Consider the following 17,192-nt stretch of genomic DNA (forward strand, 5'->3'; position numbering starts at 1 on the left):
CGTGGCGCAGGACACCGACACCCCCCGCCAGGTGCGCGAAGTGGTCGCGCTGTTCGACCGGCGTGCCGATTTCGACCGCGCGGTCGACGCCGTGGTCGCGGCGGGCTTCCCGCGCGAAGACCTCAGCGTGCTCGCCTCGCACACCTCGCTGGACGCCGCCGACCCGCCGACCCCGCCACGCGACGAGGCGCTGCTGGGCCTGGTGGGGGAGCTGAAATACGCGTTTCCCTTGACCACCGCCGGCCTCATCGCCCTCGTCGGCGGGCCGATCACCGCGCCGCTGGCGGCGCTGGTGGCGGCCGGGCTGGGCGGCGCTGCCATCAAGGACTACCTGGACGAGCTGACCAGCCACCCCGAGCCCGACGCGTTCGCCCGGGCGCTCGAGGCCGGCGGCCTCATCCTGTGGGTGCGCGTCCCCGACGCCGCGGCCGAGCAGCGGGTCGGCGCCCTTCTCGCCGGGGCCGGTGGCCGCAACGTCCACCATGCCCTGCGCGACGTCTGAACCGGGCCGGTCCGCCACCCGTCCACCACCCGTCCACCACCCGTCCGCCGCCGGTCCGCCGCAGCCCCCTTCCCGCCGGAAGGGGGCGTTTCCATGGGCGGCGCAGGCTGCGGCTTGACCGCCGCGGCGGCGCCGACCATAGTGCCGCGCATGAACTGTACGGTTCAGTTCACTCTCGCTGCGCTGCGGACGAGGGAGGTCCTGGGGAACCCGCGGGGGCGTGCGCGCCATGAAGAAGATCATCGCTCTCGTCGCTCTGGCGCTGCTGCTGACGGCCGGCGGATGGACGGGCTGGTCGTGGTGGACCGAGGGCCGCTTCCTGGAGAGCACCGACAACGCCTATGTCGAGGCCGACATCACCACCATCAGCCCGCGCATCGACGGGTCCATTGCCGCGGTGACGGTGGTGGACAACCAGGAGGTCCGCCGGGGCGACGTGCTGCTGCGCATCGATGACCGCGACTACCGCGCCAAGGTCGACCAGGCCGCGGCCAGCGTCGCCGCGAGCCGCGCCAGCATCGCCACCATCGACAGCCGGCTCGGTCTGGAGACCGCGCTGATCGCGCGCGCCGCGGCCGACGTGGCGTCGGCGCACGCCGAGCTGTCGCGCGCCCGCGCCGACCGCGACCGCTACGCCGCGCTGGCCGGCCACAACTTCGCCAGCCAGCAGACCCTGTCCAACACGATGGCCGACGCCGAGAAGGCGCGCGCCGCCCTGGCCCGCGCCGAGGCCGATCTCACCGCCGAGCGCGAGCAGGTGGCGGTTCTGGGAAGCGAGCGCAGCGCCGCCGAGGCCAGCCTGGCCCAGGCGGAGGCGGCCCTGACCCTGGCCCGCATCGATCTCGAGAACACCGTTCTGCGGGCCCCGGTCGACGGGGTGGTCGGCAACCTGGCGGCGCGGGTCGGGCAATACGTGCACGCCGGCAGCCAGACCATGGCGGTGGTGCCGCTCGGCGCGGCCTATGTCACCGCCAACTTCAAGGAGACGCAGATCGCCGGGCTCACGGTCGGGCAGCCGGTCCGGGTGACGGTGGACGCCTTCCACGGGCAGGAGGTGACCGGGCGCATCGACAGCCTGGCCCCGGCGTCCGGGGCGCGGTTCAGCCTGCTGCCGCCGGAGAACGCCACCGGCAACTTCACCAAGATCGTGCAGCGCGTGCCGGTGCGGGTCGCGCTCCCCGCGGACGGTCCGCTGGCCGGCCGGCTGCGGCCCGGCCTGTCGGTGGTGGTGACGGTGGACACCCGCGCGCCGGGCGGCGCTCCGCCGGACGGGCCCGCCATGGCCGCGCGCTGACTGGGGGACGGCGATGACCGGCCCGACCGCCGCGGCGGCCGCCCCTCCGGCGGTCAGCGCCCGCACCATGGTCGGCTTCGTCGCCATGGTGTTCGGCATGTTCCTGGCGATCCTGGACATCCAGATCGTCGCCTCCAGCCTGCGCCAGATCCAGGCCGGCGTCTCGGCCAGCGCCGACGAGATCGTCTGGGTGCAGACCAGCTACCTGATCGCCGAGGTGGTGATGATCCCGCTGTCGGGCTACCTGTCCCGGCTGCTGTCGACGCGGGTGCTGTTCACCGCCTCGGCGCTGGGCTTCACGCTGATGAGCTTCCTGTGCGCCCAGTCCTCCAGCATCGACGAGCTGGTGCTGTGGCGCACCCTCCAGGGCTTCGTCGGCGGGGCCATGATCCCCACCGTGTTCGCCACCACCTTCCTCACCTTCCCGCCGGCCAAGCGGGCGCCGGTGACGGTGACCATCGGGCTGGTGGCGACGCTGGGGCCGACCATCGGCCCGACCCTGGGCGGCTACCTCACCGAGCAGTTCGACTGGCACTGGCTGTTCCTGATCAACCTGGTGCCGGGCCTGATCGTCGCCGGGCTGGTGTGGCGCCTGATCGACATCGACCGCCCGACCCCCGGTCTGCTCAAGGGCATCGACCTGGTCGGCATGGTCCTGATGGCGGTCTTCCTCGGCAGCCTGGAGTACGTGATCGAGGAAGGGGCCCGCAACCAGTGGTTCGATGACGAGGCGATCGTCCGCTTCGCCATGGTGGCGGTGGTGGCCGGGGTGCTGTTCGTGTGGCGGGTGCTGACCTACCGCCAGCCGATCGTCGACCTGCGCGCCCTGCGCAACGTCAACTTCGCCATGGGCTGCGCCTACGGCTTCGTCATCGGCATCGGCCTCTACGGGTCGGTCTACGTGCTGCCGCTCTACCTCGGCCAGATCCGCGGCCTCAACGCGCAGCAGATCGGCACCACCATGTTCGTGACCGGCATCACCCAGTTCCTGTCGTCGCCGGTCGCCGGCATCCTCTCGTCCAAGGTCGACGTGCGCAAGGTGCTGGCGCTGGGCTTCGCGCTGCTGGCCACCAGCTTCCTGGTGTCGACGCCGATCACCGCCCAGTGGGATTTCGACCAGTGGTTCGTGCCGCAGATCCTGCGCGGCATGGGGCTGATGTTCTGCATCATCCCCATCACCACCCTGGCGCTGGGCACCCTGGCGCCCGATCAGATGAAGAACGCCTCCGGGCTGTTCAACCTGATGCGCAATCTGGGCGGCGCCTTCGGCCTGGCCGGCATCAACACGGTGATCACCGAACGCTCGGCCCTGCACGGCCAGCGCCTGGCGGAATGGGTCAACCCGGCCCGCCCCGAGGTCGCCGGCTGGCTCGACGCGGTGTCCGCCGCGCTGGCCCGCGCGGTGCCGGGCGACGCCGAGATCCAGGCGCTGCGTCTCCTCGCCGCCCGGGTGCAGACCCAGGCGGCGGTGATGACCTTCGCCGACGTCTTCCTGGTGATGGGCACCCTGTTCGTCCTGGCGCTGGCGACCCTGCCGTTCGTGCGCCGGCCCCGGCTGGGCGGCGGCGGCGGCGGCCATTGAGCGGGCGCCGCCGCCGCGGCCGACCTTGAGCGGGCGCCGCCCCATGCGGGATCATCCGGATGGTCGCCGTGGCCGCGGGAATGGCGGGCCCGCGCCAAACGTTTGCAGGCGGTGACATCCACGGACGAAAGGTTCCGCCCCATGCGAACGACGCTCCCGGCCGCCGCGCTTCTGGCCGCGCTGTCCGCCGCCGCCCTGCCCGGGCCCGCGCTCGCCCAGGATCCCGCGATCGGAGAGCCGGCGGCCCCCCCTGCGGCGGTCCCTCCTCCGGCGGCCCCTCCGCCCGCCGCGCACAAGCCGGTGGCCAAGCCGGCCGTGGACGCCATGGCGGAGAGCGAGAAGGTGCGCGTCGAGCGCCTTCTGGGCCTGCCGGTGATCGGCGCCGACGGCGAGGCGCTCGGCGAGGTCACGGACGTGCTGCTCGATGCGCGCAGTGGTGCGGTGACGCAGATCGTGGTCGCCAGCGGCGGCTTCCTCGGCATCGGCGAGAAGCAGATCGCCGTGGACTACGCGGCCGTCACCGTCAACAACGAGCAGCGGCAGGTCGAGGTCCGCGACCTCACCCGCAGGGGGGTGGACGGCATGGAGGCCTTCCGCGACGCCGGCGGCGCCTCCTCGCTCGACCGCCCGGCGCGCTGACCCGCCCGGCGCGCCGCGCCGGTCATCCCACCAGCGGGTAGTCGCGCAACGCCACGTAGACCGGGCCGCTGCGGCCGAGGTGACTCTGGAACAGCGTGAACCGGTCGATGCGGACGGGGCCGGCGCGGAACAGCCCCCGTTCCTCGAGGAAGCGCGCCACGCGCTCGCGCGGGGCGTCCTTGAGGCGGGCCAGGGTGACGTGGGGCGAGAACTTGCGTTCCTCCCGCGCCTCGCCGGCCCGCACCACCGCCGATTCGACCTTGGCCTGGAGGTGGGCCAGCCCCTCGTTGCGCTCCACCCCCGCCCACAGGATGCGGGCGGCGCGGCCCGAGCCGAAGGCGCCGACCCCGTCGAGCACCAGGTGGAAGGCCGGTGCGGACACCGTGGACAGCGCCGCGTCGAGGTCGTGCAGGCGGTCGTCCGGCACCTCGCCGATGAACCGCAGGGTGAGGTGGAGGGTCTCCGCCTCGGCCCAGCGGGCACCGGGAACGCCGCCGCCCAGGCCGGCAAGCCGCTGGCGCAGGTCGGCGGGGAGCTCCAGCGCGACGAACAGTCGGATCATGGCGCACCTTCGCCGTCCCCCGGCCCCGCCGGGGCGTCGGGCGGGCTACGGGCAGGGATCGGGATGGACGGCGTGCACCGCCTCGATGTCCTTCAGCACCTCCGGCGCGAGGCGGAGGTCGAAGGCGTCGATGTTCGATTCCAGGTGCGCCATGGTGGTCGCGCCGATCAGCGCCGAGGTGACGAAGGGCTGGTGGGCGACGAAGGCGATCGCCATCTGGGTGGCGTCCAGGCCGTGGCGCCGGGCGATCTCGAGGTAGGCGCGGGTGGCGGTGTCGGCGTTGGGCGTCTCGTAGCGCGACGCCCGGTGGTCGATGGCCCGCCGGGTGCCGGGCGGCACCGCGCCGTCCAGGTACTTGCCGGCGAGGGTGCCCGCGGCCAGCGGCGCGTAGGCCAGCAGGCCCACGTCCTCGCGCAGCGCCACCTCCGACAGGCCCTGCTCGAAGCCGCGGTTCAGCAGGTTGTAGGCGTTCTGGATGCTGGCGGGGCGGGCCAGGCCGCGGGAATCCGCCAGCGCCAGGGAGGCCATGGTGCCCCACGGCGTGTCGTTGGACAGGCCCCAGGCGCGGATGGTGCCGGCCTTCACCAGTTCGTCCAGCACCGACAGCGTCTCCTCCAGCGGCGCGCCGTCGTCCTCCGGGCGGTGCTGGTAGCTGCGCGTCCCGAACCGTACGGAGATCCGGTCGGGCCAGTGGAGCTGGTAGAGATCGATCCAGTCCGTCTGCAGGCGGCGCAGGCTGTCCTCCACCGCGGCCAGGATGTTGGCACGGTCGAGCCGGGCGTTGCCGCCGCGCACCCAGTCGAAGCCGCCACGGGCCTGGCCGATCACCTTGCTGGCGAGAACCACCTTGTCGCGGCCGCCGCGGCTCTTGAACCAACGTCCGATGATGGTCTCGGTGCGGCCGTAGGTGTCGGCGGTGGGCGGCACCGCGTACATCTCCGCGGTGTCCCAGAAGGTGACGCCGCGCTCCAGCGCGCGGTCCATCTGCGCATGGCCCTCGGCTTCGGTGTTCTGGCGGCCCCAGGTCATGGTGCCGAGGCCGATGGCGCTCACCGTCAGGCCGGTGCGGCCGAGCGGGCGGTATTCCATTCTGCGATCCCGATGTTTGGAGTCAGACGAAGAGGGTGAGGACGCCGGTATAGCCGTAGAGGCGGTTGTGCGAAATCTCGCCGTTGGCGAAGAATCCCGCCAGCGGCACGTCGCCCAGCGCGGCCCGGATCGCCGCGATCTCGCCGTTCTCGCCGAACAGGCCGGGGCCGCGGGCGAGGCAGCTGACGTAGACGCCGCCCTTGGGCGGCCCAGGCAGGCGGCGCTTCAACCCGGCCAGCATGCGCTGCAGGTCGGTGGCGGCGGCCTGGCGGTCGCGCCGGGTGAACAGGATCGGCTGCCCCGCCTGCACCCGCTCGGCGATGGCCAGCCAGCCGGTGCGCGGGTCGATGGCGACGAGGTCGCGCACCAGGTGGTCGCCGGTGTCGGTGCCGGCGATGGGCAGGCCGGCGAAGATGTAACCGGCGACGCCGGCCAGGTTGCGGGCCAGCAGATCGCCGATGTCCTCCTTGAACACGTCCAGCGCCGGCCGCCCGTCGATCTCGACGATGACGTTCTCCTCGGCCGCGGTGATGGTCCGCAGCGGGCCGATGGGCGAGCAGCCCTGGGTCTGGCCGGTGGCCACGGCGACGCCGGGGCCGAACAGCACGCCCGACAGCCCGCCGTCACCGACCGGCCCGCCGCCGCTGCCGGAGCCTGGGCCGGTGCCGGTGACGGGGGCGGTGAACTGCGGGAAGGCGCCGCCCCGCGACGAGGTCAGCCCGCCGACCAGGAAGGCACCGGTGCTGTCCGCGACCTGTCCGATCAGGTCGGCGAGGCGATCGTGGCGCGGGTCCGCATGCACCAGGCCCAGCGCCGCGCCGTTGCGGTCCAGCCACCCGCCGGCCGCCCGCCGCAGCGGCGCGAGATCGCCGTTCACGACGGGAAAGACGCGGTAGGAGTCCGGTGCCAGGCGGGTGGCCAGGATGGCGATGGCGGGGGTGTCGAAATGCTCCTCCGCCCCGCCCAGCACCCCGATGCCGGCGGTGCCGACCCAGTCCTGGATGCCGGTGACGCCGCGCAGCAGGGTGACGATGCTGGTGGCGTGGTCGGCCAGCGCGTCGGAGACGTAAAGGAAGCCCAGCGTGCAGCCGCGCACCGGACCCAGCCGGTCCAGGCACGCCTTCACGGTCTGGCCCCAGTCGGCGCCGCTCGCCGAGGCGGCGTGGAACGGGGCGTCCGCGGCGACGGTCATGGCTCAGCCCCCCGGCGTGCCGGCGCCGGCCCGGTCGACCAGGCGCGCGACGTCGGGCAGGATGCGGCGGACGATCTCCCGCACGCCGGTGGCGTTGGGATGGATGCCGTCGCCCTGGTTGAGGGCGGGATCCGTGGCGACGCCCTCCAGGAAGAACGGGTAGAGGGCCACGCCGTGCTTGGCCGCGAGGTCGGGATAGATGGCGTCGAACGCGTCGGTGTAGGCGCGCCCCAGGCTGGGGTTGGCCCGCATCCCGGTCAGCAGCACCGGGATGCGGCGCGCGGTCAGGGTGGCGAGGATCGCGTCGAGGTTGGCCCGCGCCGACGCCGGGTCGATGCCGCGCAGCATGTCGTTGGCGCCCAGTTCGACGAGGACGGCATCGGGGGCGTCGGCCAGCGCCCAGTCCAGGCGGGCGCGGCCGCCGGCCGTGGTGTCCCCCGACACCCCGGCGTTGATCACCTCGACCGCGTGTCCCTGGGCGCGCAGGGCGTCCTCGAGCCGGGCGGTGAACCCGTCCTCCTCGGCCAGGCCGTAGCCGGCGGTGAGGCTGTCGCCCAGGGCCAGCAGCCGCACCGGCGCGGCCGCGGCGCTCACGCCGGCCGCCCCCGACAGCAGCGCGCCCAGCACGAGGGCGGCCGCCACCGCGGCCCTGGCGGGCGCGTTGAAAAGGCGGCGCGCCATGCCATATGGCCAAGGGCCTTTCCGCCCGTTCGCGAGATCCATTGCAATGTCCCGACCCGAGTCCCCGGTTCAACCGATCGTCGCCCTCGACGACGTCCACCTCAAATTGGACAGCGGGGCCGGGCCCGTCAACATCCTGCGCGGCCTCAATCTGTCGGTGGGGGCCGGCGAGAGCGTCGGCGTGGTCGGCCCGTCGGGGTCCGGAAAGTCGACCATGATGATGGTCATGGCCGGGCTGGAGCGGCCGACCTCGGGGCGCGTCCGCGTCGCCGGCCGCGTCCTCGGCGACCTGGACGAGGACGGGCTGGCCCGCTTCCGCCGCGACCACGTCGGCATCGTCTTCCAGGGGTTCCACCTCGTGCCGACCATGACGGCGCTGGAGAACGTCGCGGTGCCCCTGGAGTTCGCCGGGGCGCGCGACGCCTTCGAGCGCGCCCGCGCCGGGCTGGAGGCGGTCGGACTCGGCCACCGGGTGACCCACTATCCCGGCCAGCTCTCCGGCGGCGAGCAGCAGCGCGTCGCCATCGCCCGTGCCTTCGTCGCCGAGCCGTCGCTGCTGCTGGCCGACGAACCCACCGGAAACCTCGACCTCGGCACCGGCGGGCACATCGTCGAGCTGCTGTTCGACCTCGCACGGCGGCGCGGCACGACCCTGGTGCTGATCACCCACGACCCGGCCCTGGCGGCGCGCTGCGACCGCACCGTGACGCTGCAGGACGGGCGGATCGTCACCGACGTCCGGGCCCCGGCCATCCGCGCGGCGGGGGAGTGAGCATGGCCCGCCTTCTGCTCGCCCTGCGCTTCGCCCGGCGCGAGCTGCGCGGCGGCCTGCGCGGCTTCCGCATCTTCCTCGCCTGCCTCGCCCTCGGCGTGGCCGCCGTCGCCGCGGTGCAGTCGGTGTCCGGCGGCATCCTCGACGGGCTGCAGGCCGACGGCCGCGCCATCCTCGGCGGCGACGCGGCGGTCCGCCAGATCTACACCCCGGCGAGCGCCGAGCAACGCGCCTTCCTGGAGGCCTCCGGCCGCGTGTCGACCACGGTGGAGGCACGCGCCATGGTGCGCGCCGGCGACGGCGCCGCCGCCGCCGCCGCCGCCGCCGATCGGGCGTCCCTGGTGGAGATGAAGGCGGTGGACGGCGCCTATCCGCTCTACGGCCGGCTGGCGCTGCGCGACGGCGGCGACGCCCCGGCCGCCCTTGAGGCGGCGCTGGCGCGCCGCGACGGCCGCTGGGGCGCGGTGGTGGAGGACACGGTGCTCGACCGGCTGGGGCTCGACGTCGGCGACGCCCTGCGCCTGGGCGACGCCACGCTCACCGTGCGCGACGTCATCGCCCGCGAGCCCGACCGCGCGTCCGGCGGCGGCTTCAGCCTGGGCCCGCGGGTGCTGATCGCCCTCGACGCGCTGGCGGAGACGGGGGTCGAGCGCCCGGGCAGCCTGCTCTACTGGACCCACAACGTGGCGCTGCCGCCGGGAACCGGCCTCGAGGGGTGGCGCGCCGCGCTGGACGAACGCTTTCCCGACGCCGGATGGCGGGTGCGCGACTTCACCAACGCCTCGCCGCAGATCGCCCGCTTCATCGAGCGCATGACGCTGTTCCTGACCCTGGTCGGGCTGACCGCCCTGCTGGTCGGCGGCGTCGGCGTCGGCAACGCCGTGCGCGCCCACCTCGACGAGCGCGCGGCCACCGTCGCCACCATGAAGTGCCTGGGCGCGCCCGGCGCCCTGGTGTTCGAGACCTACCTCGCGCAGATCATGATCCTGGCGGTGTTCGGCGTCGTCCTGGGGCTGGCGCTGGGCGCCGCGGCCCCGCTGGCCCTCGGTGCGTTCCTGGAGGGGCTGCTGCCGGTGACGGTGCGCGTCGGCGTCTACCCCGGCGCGCTGGCCGTCGCCGCGGCCTTCGGCCTGCTCACGGCGCTGACCTTCTCGCTGTGGCCGCTGGGCCGGGCGCGGGAGGTGCCGGCGGGCGCCCTGTTCCGCGACACCGTGGCGCCCGCCGGCGGGCGGCCGCGGGCGCTCTACATCGTGGCGACGGTGGTGTGCGGGCTGGCGCTGGCGGGCCTCGCCGTGGCGACCGCCCACCACAAGGTGTTCGCCCTGTGGTTCGTGGGCGGCGCGGCGGCCACCCTGGCCGCCTTCCGCCTCGCCGCCTCCCTGGTGGTCCGCGCCGCCGCCCGGGCGGGCCGGCCGCGCCGGCCCGGCCTGCGCCTGGCGCTGGCCAACCTGCACCGGCCGGGCAACCCGACCGGCAGCGTCGTGCTGTCCCTCGGCCTCGGCCTCACGGTGCTGGTGGCGATCGCCCTGATCCAGGGCAACTTCGCCCGGCGCATCGCCGAGACCATCCCGGCGGGGGCCCCCGCCTTCTTCTTCATCGACATCCAGCCGGACCAGTACGACGCGGTGCGCGACGCGGTGCTGGCGGTGCCCGGGGCGTCGGGCTTCGCCGCCGTCCCATCCCTGCGTGGCCGCATCGAGAGCGTCAACGGCATTCCCGCCGAGCAGGCCATCGCCAACCGCGACGAGGCCTGGGTGCTGCGCGGCGACCGCGGCGTGACCTATTCCACCACCCTGCCCGCGGGCAGCGAGGTCGTCGCCGGCGCCTGGTGGCCGGCCGACTACGCGGGGCCGCCGCTGGTCTCGGTCCACACGGCGGTGGCCGAGGCCCTGGCGATCGGTCCCGGCGACCGGCTGGGGGTCAACATCCTGGGCCGCACCATCGAGGCCGAGGTCGCCAGCGTGCGCGAGGCCGATTTCTCGACGCTCGCCCTCAACTTCACCATCGTGTTCGCCCCCGGTGCCTTGGAAGGGGCGCCGCAGACCTGGATCGCCACCGTCCACGCCGACGGCCGCGATCCGGAAGCGGCGGTCCAGCGCGCGGTTCTGGCCGGCTTTCCCAACGTCACCGTGGTGCGGGTCAGGGACGCCCTCGACACCGTCACCGTCATGCTCGGGCACATCGGCACGGCGGTGCGGATCACCGCTGCCATCACCCTGGTCGCCGGCACCCTGGTGCTGGCCGGCGCGGTGGCGGCCGGCCATCGCCGGCGGGTCTACGACGCCGTCGTGCTGAAGGTTCTGGGGGCGACGCGCGGCGACGTGCTGCGTGCCTTCCTGATGGAATACGGGATTCTGGGCCTGATCACCGCGGCCATCGCCGGGCTGGTCGGCACGGCGACCGCATGGGCGGTGCTGACCCAGCTGATGGACTGGGACTGGGCGTTCATCCCCTCGGCGGTGCTCGGCACCGCCGCCCTGTGCACCGCCATCACACTGGCCTTCGGCTTCGTCGGCACGTGGCGGGCGCTGAGTCAGCCGGCGGCGCCGTTGCTGCGGAACGAGTGAAGACGCAATATATTGGATGCCACACTCCAGTGTTCGCCCGACATGACAACGCTTTCATGCAGTCGCCCGGCCGCTCGATTCCCGTTGAACTCTATCGCCATATGCCCAATATAAGCGGCCAGGGATACAAACGACCGAACCGAGGGACCAACCATGGCTGACCCGGCTTTCCAACGCTATGCGAGCGCGGGCCGCGCCGTCGATCAGGGCTACTTCGACGAGGGCCTGCGGCAGTTCATGCTGCGCATCTACAACTACATGGGCGGCGGCCTGGTGGTCACCGGCCTGGTGGCCTTCTTCGCCTCGACCAGCCCGGAGCTGATGCAGACGCTGTTCGCCACCCCGCTGAAGTGGGTGGTGATGCTGGCGCCGCTGGCCTTCGTGATGGTGCTCTCGTTCGGCATCAACCGGCTGTCGTTCGGCGCGGCCCAGGCGATCTATTGGGCCTATTGCGGCGTCATGGGGCTGTCGCTGTCGACCATCTTCCTGGTCTTCACCGGCGCCAGCATCGCGCTGACCTTCTTCATCACCGCCTCGACCTTCCTGGCGATGAGCCTGTACGGCTACACCACGAAGGCCGACCTGTCGAAGATGGGCACCTTCCTGATGATGGGCCTGATCGGCATCATCATCGCCAGCCTGGTCAACATCTTCGTCGGCTCCAGCGCGCTGGAGTTCGCGATCTCGGTGATCGGCGTCCTGGTGTTCACCGGCCTGACGGCCTGGGACACGCAGCGCCTGAAGATGGTGTATTCGGAGAACCACGACCAGGAGTCGACGGGCAAGCTGGCCCTGATGGGGGCGCTGACCCTCTACCTCGACTTCGTGAACCTGTTCATGTTCATGCTGCAGTTCCTCGGCCAGCGCAACGACTAGCGCGCGCCGCACCGGCTTCCGGACGGGGCCGCCCGGGGGGACACACCCCCGGGCGGCCCTTTTCGCGTCCGGCAACCCGTGCGGGGGCCGGAGCGTTGTAAGCAGGGACCGCCCTTCCAAGGAGCCTTCCCATGCCCAAGCCCGTCGTCGTGACGATTCCCCACCAGCTCGGCCGGGAGGAGGCGCAGCGCCGCCTGCGCGGCGGCCTGGAGACGGCGCGCGGCCAGCTCTCGGCCGTCAACGCCCACCTCGACGAGACCTGGACCGAGGAGGGGCTGAACCTGCGGGTCGGCGCGCTCGGCCAGACCATCGACAGCCGCATCACCGTCGCCGAGGACCACGCCCGCATCGAGGTCGACCTGCCCTGGGTGCTGGCCATGCTGGCGGAAAAGGTCCAGGCCAAGATCCGCAAGCACGGGGCCCTGCTGCTGACCCGGTCGTGAGCGGGGCGGCCGCTCCGGCCGGTTCTCCGGCCGCTCCCGGCGGCGGCGCGTCGCCACCGTTGTCTCGGTTCCCGGTGCAGGGATAGGATGGCGTCCGCGGGCGTGCGCCGCCCCGGCCCCGCCATGGGCGCCGGAGACCGCGGCCGCCGGAACCCGCGCCCCGCCCCTGCTCCCGCATGCGTCCGCGTCCGGGCGCGCCGGGCGAGGCGGCGGCGCCACCAACCGAAAGGCCTCCGTGCTGTCCCCGCTCGCCCACCGCACCTACCGTCACCTGTTCGGGGCCCAGGTCGTGGCCCTCGTCGGCACGGGGCTGTTGACGGTGGCGCTCGGCCTGCTCGCCTACGATCTGGCGGGCGCCGACGCCGGCGCGGTGCTGGGGACGGCGCTGGCGATCAAGATGGTCGCCTATGTCGGCGTCGCGCCGGTCGCCGGCGCGTTCGCCGGCCGGCTGCCGCGGCGCGGCTTCCTGGTCGCCATGGACGCGATCCGCGCGGCCATCGCCCTGTGCCTGCCGTTCGTCACCGAGGTCTGGCAGATCTACGTCCTGATCGTGCTGTTGCAGTCCGCGTCCGCCGCGTTCACGCCGATCTTCCAGGCGATGATCCCGGACGTGCTGCCCGACGAGGCGGAGTACACCCGGGCGCTGTCCCTGGCCCGCCTCGCCTACGACCTGGAGAGCCTCGCCAGTCCCGCGCTCGCCGCGGCCCTGCTCGCCATCGTCAGCTACCACGACCTGTTCGCCGGCACGGTGGTCGGCTTCCTGGGCTCGGCGGTGCTGGTGGTCAGCGTCACCCTGCCGAACCCCGCGCCGGAGCACGGGCGCGCCGGCGTCTACGACCGGATCACCCGCGGCGCCCGCATCTACCTCAAGACGCCGCGCCTGCGCGGGCTGCTGGCGCTCAACGGCGCGGTCGCCGCCGCCGGGGCCCTGGTGATCGTCGACACGGTCGTCCTGGTGCGCGGCCGGCTGGGCGGCACCGAGGCCGAGGTCGCCGTCGTGCTCGCCGCCTACGGCGCCGGGTCGATGGCGGCGGCGTTGCTGCTGCCGCGCCTTCTCGAGCGGCGGTCGGACCGCCCCGTCATGCTGGCCGGGGCGTGGCTGCTCGTCGCCGGGACGCTGTCCATGGCCACCGTGCTCGCCGCCGGCGGCCTGCCGCAGCACCTGCGGGCGGCGCTGCCGCTGCTGCTGCCGGTGTGGTTCGTGCTGGGCGCGGCCAACGCCGCGGTGCTCACGCCCACAGGCCGGCTGCTGCGCCGGTCGGCGCACGCCGAAGACCGCTCGGCGGTGTTCGCGGCGCAGTTCGCGCTCAGCCACGCCTGCTGGCTGGTGGCGTACCCGCTGGCCGGCTGGCTGGCATCCGGGGCGGGGCTGGGCGCCGCGTTCACGGTTCTCGGAGCGTCGGCCGCCGCGTCGGCGGCGCTCGCCGCCCGCCTCTGGCCGGCCGGCGATCCGGTCGAGGTCGCGCACGTCCACGCCCCCGTCGGCCACGACCATCTCCACGTCCACGACTCCCACCACGAGCATGAGCACGAAGGCTGGGAGGGTCCGGAGCCGCACGCCCATCCCCACCGGCACGGCGGTCTGCGCCATTCCCATGCCCTGGTCATCGACCGCCACCACCACGACTGGCCCGCCGGCGGCTGATCGCCGAACGGCCGGCCGGTCCACGCGGAAGACACGCAAGCGACGAGGACTCCAGCGATGACACCCTGCCCCTGCGGTTCGCCCCGCGCGTTCGAGGACTGCTGCGGCCCGATGCTGGCCGGCGCCCCGGCGCCGACGGCGGAAGCCCTGATGCGGTCGCGCTACACCGCCTTCGTGCGCGGCGACATCGATTACGTCGACCGCACCCACGCGCCGGAGATCCGCGACGACTTCAACCGGGCGGAAGCCGAGCGGACCGCCGAGGAGGCCGAGTGGCAAGGCCTGGAGGTGGTGCGTGCCGTCGAGGACGGCGACGAGGCCAGCGTGGAGTTCGCCATCCGCTTCCGCCGCGACGGCGAGGACCTGCGCCACCGCGAGCGCGCCCGTTTCCGTCGCGAGGACGGCCGCTGGCTCTATGTTTCCGGCGAGGTCAACCCCAAGGGCGAACCGCGGCGCGTCACGAAGGTCGGCCGCAACGACCCCTGCCCCTGCGGGTCGGGCCGCAAGCACAAGGCCTGCTGCGGGCGCTGACCGCCATGGACCCGCGATTCTCCTGCACCGCCTGCGGCAAGTGCTGCCACGGCATGCTGCCGCTGACCCTGAAGGACGCCGTCGCCCACGCCGGGCGGTTCCCCCTGGCCATGGTGTGGACGCCGGTGCGCCCGAACGCCCGGTCCTTCGGCCTCGTCGGCCGGCTGGGCACGACCGTGCGGCTGCCCAACCGCAAGACGGTCGCGGTCATGATCGTCCCGACGGCCTACATCCCGCCCTCCATGCCCTGCCCGGAACTGCGGCCGGACAACCTCTGCGCCATCCACGACGACAAGCCGTCGCGCTGCCGCACCATGCCCTTCTACCCCTACCGCGACGAGACCGACCAGGCCGACCTGCTGGTTCCGCGCAAGGGGTGGGACTGCGACACCTCGGCGGCCGCCCCGGTCGTCTACAGCAACCGCACCATTGTCGACCGGGAGGCCTTCGACCGGGAGCGCGCCGACCTGCTGGAGCAGGCGCCGACGATGCGCACCTACGCGGACTACGCCGTCAAGTACATGCCCTGGATCCTCAAGGATCTGGCCGCACAGGCCGCCAAGCCGGTCGCCGGCACGCTGGTCACCAGCCTGTCGTCCTTCCTGACGGCGACCCGCCGGCCCGACGCCGTGGCCTTGGCGGCGGCGCAGGCTCCGGTGATGCACGCCATGGCGGAGCGCACCCGCGACGATCCGGCCCTGCGGGACTTCCACCGCCACTACACCGGCTGGGCCCGGGAGATGGACAGCATCGCGCGCCGCGGCTGAGGCCGGACGATCCGGCCGGCCGGCCGGCTTACAGCGGCACGCCGCGCACCATCCGCGGCAGGTCGCCGACCACACCCATGGCGTGGCGCATGAAGAACCGCTTGAGCGGCGGCAGCCGGTTGATCGCCGCCATGCCGAGGTCGCGGGCCAGCTTGACCGGGCCGATGTCGTTGGAGAACAGGTGCACCAGCGCGTCGCACACCGCCGCCAGCAGCACCGTGTCGAAGCGGCGCCAGCGCTGGTAGCGGGCCAGCACGTCGCTCCCGCCGACGTCCAGGCCGAGTCGCCAGGCATCCACCACCACCTCGGCCAGGGCCGCCACGTCGCGCAGGCTGAGGTTCAGCCCCTGGCCGGCGATGGGGTGGATGGCGTGGGCGGATTCGCCGACCAGGGCGATGCGCGGGGCGGCGAAGGACTCCGCCAGCAGCACCGACAGCGGCCAGGCCTCGCGGCGGGTCAGCAGTTCGATGTTGCCGAGATAGCCGCCGGAGCGGCGGTCCAGCTCGGCGATGAACTGGTCGTCGGGGAGCCCCAGGTAGAGGTCAGTCAGCGACGACGACTCGCTCCACACGATCGAGGAGCGGTTGCCCGTCATCGGCAGCACGGCGAAGGGCCCGGTGGGCAGGAAGTGCTCCACGGCCACGCCATTGTGCGGTTCGGAGTGCCGGATGGTGCAGATCATGGCGCTCTGGGCGTAGGCCCAGCGCCGGACCTTGATGCCCGCGGTCTCGCGCGCCAGGGACCCGCGCCCGTCGGCGCCCACCACCAGGCGCGCCCGCACCGTCCGTCCGTCGGCCAGAACGACCCGGGCGCCGCTGCGGTCGCGCTCGATCCGGGTGGCGCGCGCCGGGGCGAGGTGGCGCAGCCCGGGCAGCGCCCGCGCCCGGGCGAACAGGGCGCGGCGGATATCCTTGTTGTCGATGATCCAGCCGAAGGGCTGGGGCGACCCGTCCACCGACAGCTCGCGGTGGTCGTAGTGGAGGAACAGCGGGGAGAACTGGTCGGCCACCCGGATGTCCAGGATCGGCCCGGCGGCCGGCGCAAGATGCGGCCACACGCCCGCCCCCTCCAGCACCTTGCGGGACGCGTAGGCGATGGCGGTGGTGCGGATGTCGAAGTCGTCGCGGGCCTGGTCGTCCGGGTCGTCGCGGTCGATGCACACCACGGGCACTCCGGCGGTCGCCAGGGCCGCCGCCATGGTCAGGCCGGCCAGCCCGCCGCCCAGCACCACCACCTCGGTCGCGATCACCTCCGCGCCGCCGGTCTCCACGCCGCCGGCCTCCACGCCGCCGCCGTCCGCCTTGCCCGTCTCGCTCATCGTGGCGCGTGTCCTTCCGTTCCGGGGGGATAGCGCCGTCACAATCGGCCGGTGCCGCCCGCTTGTCCAGTGGATGGGAGGGTGGTCGACCGAAAATGCACAAAAACTAGCCATGTGCTGGAAAGCGCGTCATCCTACCCATGCGGCCCTGCCCGGAATCACGGCGTCGCGGGGACGGCACGATTCTTGTAATCCGTGGTAATACGGTCGGGGCGACATCGCCCGGACAACGCCGCGGCGCCGCCGCCCCCGGAGGCCATCTCCGGGTGTGCGGTGCCACGCCGCCGGCCCCGTCGCGGGCGGGGGCGGACCAACGAATCGAAGGGGAGCCAGATGAAACTCGTTATGGCCATCATCAAGCCGTTCAAGCTGGACGAGGTGCGCGAGGCGCTGACGTCGCTGGGCATCCAGGGCCTCACGGTCAGCGAGGTCAAGGGCTTCGGCCGCCAGAAGGGCCAGACCGAGATCTACCGCGGTGCGGAGTATTCGGTGAGCTTCCTGCCCAAGGTGAAGATCGAGGTCGCGGTCTCCGACGACCAGGCGGAGCAGGTGGTCGAGGCCATTCAGAAGGCGGCCAACACCGGCCGGATCGGCGACGGCAAGATCTTCATGCTGGAGATCGCCCAGGCCGTGCGCATCCGCACCGGGGAGACCGACGGCGAGGCCCTCTGATCCGACGGTCCGTCGGCCCCGGCGACCGCCGGGGGCGATCGGATCGGGACGCGGAGGGGG

17 protein-coding genes are annotated in these 17,192 nt (G+C 73.3%); 12 read left to right on the top strand and 5 right to left on the bottom strand.

Features of this window, described 5'->3' with window-relative positions; all coding sequences use genetic code 11:
- The first annotated feature begins 1 nt into the window (after window position 1).
- The 4 genes from AC6H2I_RS02070 (at window position 2) to AC6H2I_RS02085 (ending at window position 4,017) form a co-directional block, all read left to right on the top strand.
- Complete coding sequence (locus AC6H2I_RS02070; RefSeq protein ID WP_497498892.1) at window positions 2–502, top strand: hypothetical protein; 501 nt, start codon at window positions 2–4, stop codon at window positions 500–502.
- A gap of 229 nt (window positions 503–731) precedes the next feature.
- Entirely contained in the window at window positions 732–1,796 is a 1,065-nt protein-coding gene (locus AC6H2I_RS02075) for an HlyD family secretion protein (RefSeq protein WP_497498893.1), read from the top strand.
- A 13-nt stretch (window positions 1,797–1,809) separates the two neighbouring features.
- Window positions 1,810–3,378 (top strand): DHA2 family efflux MFS transporter permease subunit, encoded by a 1,569-nt coding sequence (locus AC6H2I_RS02080; RefSeq protein WP_497498894.1) that lies wholly within the window; start codon window positions 1,810–1,812, stop codon window positions 3,376–3,378.
- 141 nt (window positions 3,379–3,519) lie between these two features.
- Window positions 3,520–4,017: a PRC-barrel domain-containing protein gene (locus AC6H2I_RS02085; protein WP_497498895.1), complete on the top strand. Its 498-nt coding sequence runs from the start codon at window positions 3,520–3,522 to the stop codon at window positions 4,015–4,017.
- 22 nt (window positions 4,018–4,039) lie between these two features.
- On the opposite strand, the gene thpR is transcribed toward AC6H2I_RS02085, so the two are convergent.
- Genes thpR through AC6H2I_RS02105 form a run of 4 tightly spaced genes read right to left on the bottom strand, consistent with a single transcriptional unit; the run spans window position 4,040 to window position 7,541 of the window.
- A complete protein-coding gene (gene thpR, locus AC6H2I_RS02090) occupies window positions 4,040–4,579 on the bottom strand; it encodes an RNA 2',3'-cyclic phosphodiesterase (protein WP_497498896.1) in 540 nt (179 codons plus the stop codon).
- Between the two features lie 45 nt (window positions 4,580–4,624).
- Complete coding sequence (locus tag AC6H2I_RS02095) at window positions 4,625–5,668, bottom strand: aldo/keto reductase (protein WP_497498897.1); 1,044 nt, start codon at window positions 5,666–5,668, stop codon at window positions 4,625–4,627.
- 22 nt (window positions 5,669–5,690) lie between these two features.
- Window positions 5,691–6,860: an FIST signal transduction protein gene (locus AC6H2I_RS02100; protein WP_497498898.1), complete on the bottom strand. Its 1,170-nt coding sequence runs from the start codon at window positions 6,858–6,860 to the stop codon at window positions 5,691–5,693.
- A gap of 3 nt (window positions 6,861–6,863) precedes the next feature.
- A complete protein-coding gene (locus tag AC6H2I_RS02105; RefSeq protein ID WP_497498899.1) occupies window positions 6,864–7,541 on the bottom strand; it encodes an arylesterase in 678 nt (225 codons plus the stop codon).
- Between the two features lie 46 nt (window positions 7,542–7,587).
- Between AC6H2I_RS02105 and AC6H2I_RS02110 the strand changes: the two genes are divergently transcribed.
- The 7 genes from AC6H2I_RS02110 (at window position 7,588) to AC6H2I_RS02140 (ending at window position 15,142) form a co-directional block, all read left to right on the top strand.
- Entirely contained in the window at window positions 7,588–8,313 is a 726-nt protein-coding gene (locus AC6H2I_RS02110) for an ABC transporter ATP-binding protein (RefSeq protein WP_497498900.1), read from the top strand.
- Window positions 8,314–8,315: 2 nt separating this feature from the next.
- Entirely contained in the window at window positions 8,316–10,880 is a 2,565-nt protein-coding gene (locus AC6H2I_RS02115) for an ABC transporter permease (RefSeq protein WP_497498901.1), read from the top strand.
- A gap of 153 nt (window positions 10,881–11,033) precedes the next feature.
- Window positions 11,034–11,756, top strand: coding sequence for a Bax inhibitor-1/YccA family protein (locus tag AC6H2I_RS02120; RefSeq protein WP_497498902.1), 723 nt, complete (start codon window positions 11,034–11,036; stop codon window positions 11,754–11,756).
- Window positions 11,757–11,887: 131 nt separating this feature from the next.
- Complete coding sequence (locus AC6H2I_RS02125; RefSeq protein ID WP_497498903.1) at window positions 11,888–12,199, top strand: polyhydroxyalkanoic acid system family protein; 312 nt, start codon at window positions 11,888–11,890, stop codon at window positions 12,197–12,199.
- Between the two features lie 235 nt (window positions 12,200–12,434).
- Window positions 12,435–13,844 carry an MFS transporter gene (locus AC6H2I_RS02130; RefSeq protein ID WP_497498904.1) on the top strand — a complete coding sequence of 470 codons (1,410 nt, stop codon included), beginning with the start codon at window positions 12,435–12,437 and terminating at the stop codon, window positions 13,842–13,844.
- A 57-nt stretch (window positions 13,845–13,901) separates the two neighbouring features.
- On the top strand, window positions 13,902–14,375 hold the full coding sequence (locus AC6H2I_RS02135; protein ID WP_497498905.1) for a YchJ family protein: 474 nt from the start codon (window positions 13,902–13,904) through the stop codon (window positions 14,373–14,375).
- A gap of 5 nt (window positions 14,376–14,380) precedes the next feature.
- Window positions 14,381–15,142: a YkgJ family cysteine cluster protein gene (locus AC6H2I_RS02140; protein WP_497498906.1), complete on the top strand. Its 762-nt coding sequence runs from the start codon at window positions 14,381–14,383 to the stop codon at window positions 15,140–15,142.
- Between the two features lie 28 nt (window positions 15,143–15,170).
- Here AC6H2I_RS02140 and AC6H2I_RS02145 read toward each other — a convergent pair whose 3' ends face one another.
- Window positions 15,171–16,460, bottom strand: coding sequence for a UbiH/UbiF/VisC/COQ6 family ubiquinone biosynthesis hydroxylase (locus tag AC6H2I_RS02145; protein WP_497498907.1), 1,290 nt, complete (start codon window positions 16,458–16,460; stop codon window positions 15,171–15,173).
- A 333-nt stretch (window positions 16,461–16,793) separates the two neighbouring features.
- Here AC6H2I_RS02145 and glnK point away from each other — a divergent pair, with 333 nt between their 5' ends.
- A complete protein-coding gene (gene glnK, locus AC6H2I_RS02150) occupies window positions 16,794–17,132 on the top strand; it encodes a P-II family nitrogen regulator (RefSeq protein ID WP_497498908.1) in 339 nt (112 codons plus the stop codon).
- Window positions 17,133–17,192 lie beyond the last annotated feature (60 nt).

The organism is Azospirillum sp. NS33, from assembly GCF_059703765.1.

Coding starts and splice junctions, on each gene's coding strand:
- AC6H2I_RS02075 (WP_497498893.1), top strand. CDS start 732: ATGAAGAAGATCATCGCTCTCGTCGCTCTGGCGCTGCTGCTGACGGCC.
- AC6H2I_RS02080 (WP_497498894.1), top strand. CDS start 1,810: ATGACCGGCCCGACCGCCGCGGCGGCCGCCCCTCCGGCGGTCAGCGCC.
- AC6H2I_RS02085 (WP_497498895.1), top strand. CDS start 3,520: ATGCGAACGACGCTCCCGGCCGCCGCGCTTCTGGCCGCGCTGTCCGCC.
- thpR (WP_497498896.1), bottom strand. CDS start 4,579: ATGATCCGACTGTTCGTCGCGCTGGAGCTCCCCGCCGACCTGCGCCAG.
- AC6H2I_RS02095 (WP_497498897.1), bottom strand. CDS start 5,668: ATGGAATACCGCCCGCTCGGCCGCACCGGCCTGACGGTGAGCGCCATC.
- AC6H2I_RS02100 (WP_497498898.1), bottom strand. CDS start 6,860: ATGACCGTCGCCGCGGACGCCCCGTTCCACGCCGCCTCGGCGAGCGGC.
- AC6H2I_RS02105 (WP_497498899.1), bottom strand. CDS start 7,541: ATGGCGCGCCGCCTTTTCAACGCGCCCGCCAGGGCCGCGGTGGCGGCC.
- AC6H2I_RS02110 (WP_497498900.1), top strand. CDS start 7,588: ATGTCCCGACCCGAGTCCCCGGTTCAACCGATCGTCGCCCTCGACGAC.
- AC6H2I_RS02115 (WP_497498901.1), top strand. CDS start 8,316: ATGGCCCGCCTTCTGCTCGCCCTGCGCTTCGCCCGGCGCGAGCTGCGC.
- AC6H2I_RS02120 (WP_497498902.1), top strand. CDS start 11,034: ATGGCTGACCCGGCTTTCCAACGCTATGCGAGCGCGGGCCGCGCCGTC.
- AC6H2I_RS02125 (WP_497498903.1), top strand. CDS start 11,888: ATGCCCAAGCCCGTCGTCGTGACGATTCCCCACCAGCTCGGCCGGGAG.
- AC6H2I_RS02135 (WP_497498905.1), top strand. CDS start 13,902: ATGACACCCTGCCCCTGCGGTTCGCCCCGCGCGTTCGAGGACTGCTGC.
- AC6H2I_RS02140 (WP_497498906.1), top strand. CDS start 14,381: ATGGACCCGCGATTCTCCTGCACCGCCTGCGGCAAGTGCTGCCACGGC.
- AC6H2I_RS02145 (WP_497498907.1), bottom strand. CDS start 16,460: ATGAGCGAGACGGGCAAGGCGGACGGCGGCGGCGTGGAGGCCGGCGGC.
- glnK (WP_497498908.1), top strand. CDS start 16,794: ATGAAACTCGTTATGGCCATCATCAAGCCGTTCAAGCTGGACGAGGTG.